A 4,925-nucleotide genomic window follows, 5' to 3' on the forward strand; every position below is an offset into this window, starting at 1 on the left:
GACCGTAACCCCTCACCCCAACCCTCTCCCACAAGGGGAGAGGGGGCGCACCATCGTCGGCGAGACAGCGAATAATGCATCAACCAAGCCGCCACCCGAAAAACGAATAGCCGCATTCCGAAACGGCCATGTTGCGACGGCGGGATAACGCTACAGTCTGACTCACAGGATTGGATCAGACTTTCATGCACGGAGTAGTGGGCAAGCCGCCGGGTCCGGCGACAGACGACATCCGCAGCGCGCCACCGAAGATCGTGCTGCTGTTGCTGGTCGTCATGACCGGCGTTGCGCCGATTTCGCTCTATATGCTGGTACCTGCGCTGCCGATGCTGGCCACTACATTCGGCCGCGATATCGGGGTCGCGCAGATGACCGTGTCGCTCTACATGGTCGGCATCGCCTGCTCGCAAATCATCATGGGACCGCTGTCGGACCGGTTCGGACGCCGTCCGGTGCTGCTGGCCGGGCTCGGCCTGATGGTGCTGGCGAGCATCGCCTGCATTTTTGCGCAGAGTTTGCCGCAATTGATCGCGGCGCGTTTTCTGCAGGCGCTGGGCGGCGCCACCGGCATGGTGGTGAGCCGCGCCATCATCCGCGATCTCTATAGCCGCGAGCGCATCAGCTCGATGATCAGCCTCGTGATCGCGGCGCTGATGATCGCGCAGATGCTGAGCCCGCTGACTGGCGGCCTGCTCGAGCTCGCATTCGGCTAGCGCTCGATCCTGTATGTCATCACCGCCCTGTCGATCGTCATCGCCGCAGCCATCGCCGGCTTGCTGCCGGAGACGCGCCGCGATCGCCTCGAGGCCGGCGGATTTCGCAGCGATGTCGGCGATCTGGTCAAGAGCCGCCCCTTCATCGGCTACGTGCTGTGCCAGGTGCTGGCCTCGCAGATCATCTTCATCTTCGCCGGCGCCGGACCCTATATCGTCGTCACGCAGATGGGCCGTTCCAGCGCCGAATATGGCGCGTGGTTTGCGACCACGGCCTTCGCCTATCTGATCGGCAATTTGTTCTGCGTCCGGTTCGCGCCGCGGCACTCGCTGGAAAAACTGATCTGGTTCGGATTGGTGCTGCAAGTCGCCGGCAGCCTTTTGAACCTCGCCTGGGGCGTCGCCGGGCTGAACCAGGCGCCGTCATGGCTGTTCGGCACCCAGATGCTGGTGATGTTCGCCAACGCCTTCGTGATGTCGAACTCGGCGGCCGGCGCCATCAGCATCCGTCCGGAAGCCGCCGGCACCGCGTCGGGCGCGATGGGATTTCTGCAGATGGGGCTGGGCTCCCTGCTCTCGCAATCCGGCGCCTATCTCGGCGGCCATTTTGCGACACCGGTGCCGCTCAATGTCGCCGTTGTCGTGCTTTCGATCGCCTGCGCCTCGACGATGGTCTTCCTGGTGCCGCGCCGCACGTTGGTGGTCAGCGAGCAGTTGATCGAGCAGGCGGAAGAGGAAGAGACCGGGTTGTTGTAGGGGCGACCGGCGTGTGCCGTGAAAAACCCCGTCGTCATACCCCGCGAAAGCGGGGTATCCAGTACGCCGCGGCGTCTCGGTTCAAATACAACCGCCTCTGGAATACTGGATCACCCGCATGCGCGGGTGATGACAGCCGTGGGGATGACGAAGAAAATATCCTCACTCCCCGATCAGCTTCAGCCACTCATCCTCGGTCAGCACGGCAACGCCATGCTTTTTGGCCTCGGCGAGTTTCGAGCCGGCGCCGGGACCCGCGACCACGTAATCGGTTTTCTTCGATACCGAGCCCGCGGCCTTGGCGCCGAGCCGCTCGGCGGTGGCCTTGGCTTCGTCGCGGGTCATCTTTTCCAGCGCACCGGTGAACACCACGGTCTTGCCGGCAACGGCCGAATTGCTCTTCGGTTTTTCGGCGTCGAGGATCGTGACCTCTTTGGTGAGCCGCTCGACGATACCGCGATTATGGCTTTCGCCGAAATAGGCCCCGATGCTGGCAATGACCGTTTCGCCGATCTGGTCGAGCGCGTCCATCTCGGCGATGGCCTCTTCGTCGTCCTTGGCGACCCGCAGGCAGGCGTCATGAAAGGCCGCCCACGAGCCGTAGCCGCGCGCCAGCGCCAGCGCCGTGGTTTCGCCGACGTGGCGCATGCCGAGCGCGAAGATAAAGCGTTCCAGCGCGATCCTCCGCCGCCCCTCGATGGCGGCGAACAGATTGCGCACCGAGGTTTCGCCGTAGCCTTCGATCGCCTCCAGCTTGAGCCTCGTGTTGCGCGCCGGCAGCGTGAAGATATCGGCGGGCTCCTTGACCCAGCCCTGCTCGAAAAAGAACTCGATCTGCTTTTCGCCGAGCCCGTCGATGTCGAAGGCGCGGCGCGAGGCGAACAACTTGAGATGCTCGATCTTCTGGTACGGACAGGCAAATTCGCCGGTGCAGCGGGCGCGCGAGCCCTCCTCGCCGGCAGCGGTTTCCTCACGCACGACATCGGTATGCAGCGGGCATGGGCATTTTTTCGGAAATTGATATTCCAGGGCCGTCTTGGGCCGCTTGTCGATCACGACATCGACGATCTGGGGAATGACGTCGCCGGCGCGCTGCACCACGACGGTGTCGCCGATCCGGATATCGCGGCCCTCGCGCAATTGCTCACCGTCGCCACCGATTCCCCGAATATAGTCTTCATTGTGCAGCGTGACGTTCTGCACGATGACGCCGCCGACACCGACCGGCTCCAGCTTGCCGACCGGCGTGAACGAGCCGGTGCGCCCGACCTGGATTTCGAGCCGGTGCGCCCGACCTGGATTTCGATATCCCGCAGCACCGTGACAGCGCGCTCGGCCGGGAATTTATGCGCGATCGCCCAGCGCGGCGTGCGCGACACGAAGCCGAGCCGCTCCTGCCAGTCGAGCCGGTCCACTTTGTAGACGACGCCGTCGATGTCGTAATCGAGCTTGGCGCGCGCCTCCTCGATCTTGCGGTGGAACGCGATCAACTGCTCGACCGAGTGGCAAAGCCTGGTCAGCGGGTTGGTGGTAAAGCCGCAGCGCTCGAACCAGGCGATCATGCCCGATTGCGTATCGGCCGGCATCTTGGCCATCTCGCCCCAGGCATAGGCAAAGAAGCCGAGCGGACGCGAGGCGGTAATCGACGGATCCTTCTGGCGCAAGGAACCGGCCGCCGAATTGCGCGGATTGGCGAAGATGGTTTCGCCCGCGGCCTTCTGCCGCTCGTTGAGCGCGAGAAAAGCCTGCTTGGTCATGTAGACCTCGCCGCGCACCTCGCAAATTTCAGGCACGTTGCGACCCCTGAGTTTTTTCGGCACGTCCTCGAGCGTGCGGATATTGGCGGTGACGTCCTCGCCCTCGGCGCCGTCGCCACGGGTCGCGGCGGTGACGAGTTCGCCGCCCTCGTAACGCAGCGACATCGAAAGCCCGTCGATCTTGGGCTCGGCACTGAAGTCGATCTTGTCGTCGTCATCCAATTTCAGGAAGCGCCGGATGCGGCCGACGAAATCGATGACGTCTTCCTCGGCAAAGGCGTTGTCGAGCGACAGCATCGGCACCGCGTGCCGGACCTTCTTGAATCGGCCGCTGGGCGCCGCGCCGATTTTTTGCGACGGCGACGAGCTGGTGACGAATTCCGGAAACCGGGCTTCGATGGCGTTGAAGCGCCGGCGCAGCGCGTCGTAGTCGGCATCGGAAATCTTCGGCGCGTCGTCCAGATAATAGGCCCTGTCGTGGCGCTCGATGTCGAGCGTCAGCCGCGTCAGCTCGACCTTGGCCTGCGCTTTGGTGAGGGTGTCGACGGCGGGGGGAGGTTTGTTCTTTGCGGTCTTGGCCATGGCTCTTGAATACGACGAAGTCGATTTGGAGAAAAGGCGGCGACACGGCTTCCAGTCTCGCCCCGCTCGCGCGGCGGGGGGCAGATCACGCCGTCGCGGCCTTCAGCAGCCGCTCGGCGGCCGCCCTCGCCTCGGCGGTGATCTCGGCACCGGCCAGCATGCGGGCGATTTCCTCGCGGCGGTGATCGGCGGCGAGCGCGTTGACACGGGTGGCGACGCGCTTGCCCTTGTCGAGCGCGTCCTTTGAAATCAGAAGATGCTGGTCGGCGCGGGCGGCGACCTGCGGCGCGTGGGTCACCGCCATCACCTGCACCTTGCCCGCCAGCCGCGCCAGCCGGGCGCCGATGGCGTCGGCCACAGCACCTCCCACTCCCGTATCGATTTCGTCGAACACCAGCGTGGGCGCCGAACCGCGATCGGACAGCACCACCTTGAGCGCCAGCAGGAACCGCGACAACTCGCCGCCGGAGGCCACTTTCATCAACGGTCCCGCCTTGGTGCCGGGGTTGGTCTGGACCCAGAACTCGACGCGATCGAAACCCTGCGGACCCGGCGATTTCGGATCGGATTCAACCTGCGTCATGAACCTGGCGCGCTCGAGCTTCAGCGGCGCCAGTTCGGCATTGACTGATTTGTTGAGTTTTTCCGAGGATTTGGTCCGCGCCGCCGAGAGTTTGGTCGCGGCCACGCTGTAGCGCTGGTCGGCCTCGGCCGCGGCCGCCTCCAGCTTTTTCAACTGGTCGGCGCCGGCGTCGATCAGCGCCACGTCGGCGGCGTATTTCGCGGCCAGCGCCGCGAGGCCGTCGACCGGCGTCGAATATTTGCGCGCCGCGGCGCGTAGCGCGAACAGCCGCTCCTCGATGCGTTCGAGCTCCGACGGGTCGAAGTCCGCCGCAACCAACGCCGCGGTGAGATGCTGGTCGGCTTCCTCCAGCGCGTTGATGGCGGCATCGATCGCCTTCACGGCGGGCTCGACCAGTGAAGGCGAATTGCCGGCCCGCCGTTCCAGCCGGCGTACCGCCGCCGACAAGGCCGCCACCGGCGAATGATGGCCGCTGACGGCGTCCTGCGCCTCGCGCAAATCGGTCGCGATCTTCTCGCCCTGCATCATGGTGGT

1 protein-coding gene and 2 pseudogenes are annotated in these 4,925 nt (G+C 64.8%); 1 reads left to right on the top strand and 2 read right to left on the bottom strand.

Annotated elements, in window-relative coordinates:
- Window positions 1-185: 185 nt before the first annotated feature.
- Window positions 186-1,469, top strand: a pseudogene (locus ABR948_RS29450) (multidrug effflux MFS transporter).
- Window positions 1,470-1,631: 162 nt separating this feature from the next.
- Here ABR948_RS29450 and ligA read toward each other — a convergent pair.
- A pseudogene (ligA, locus tag ABR948_RS29455) lies at window positions 1,632-3,808 on the bottom strand (NAD-dependent DNA ligase LigA).
- 85 nt (window positions 3,809-3,893) lie between these two features.
- Window positions 3,894-4,925: DNA repair protein RecN (locus ABR948_RS29460; protein ID WP_490337860.1), on the bottom strand; the 1,032-nt coding region annotated here is incomplete at its 5' end.

Source organism: Bradyrhizobium sp. (assembly GCF_050014615.1).
Lineage (GTDB): Bacteria > Pseudomonadota > Alphaproteobacteria > Rhizobiales > Xanthobacteraceae > Bradyrhizobium.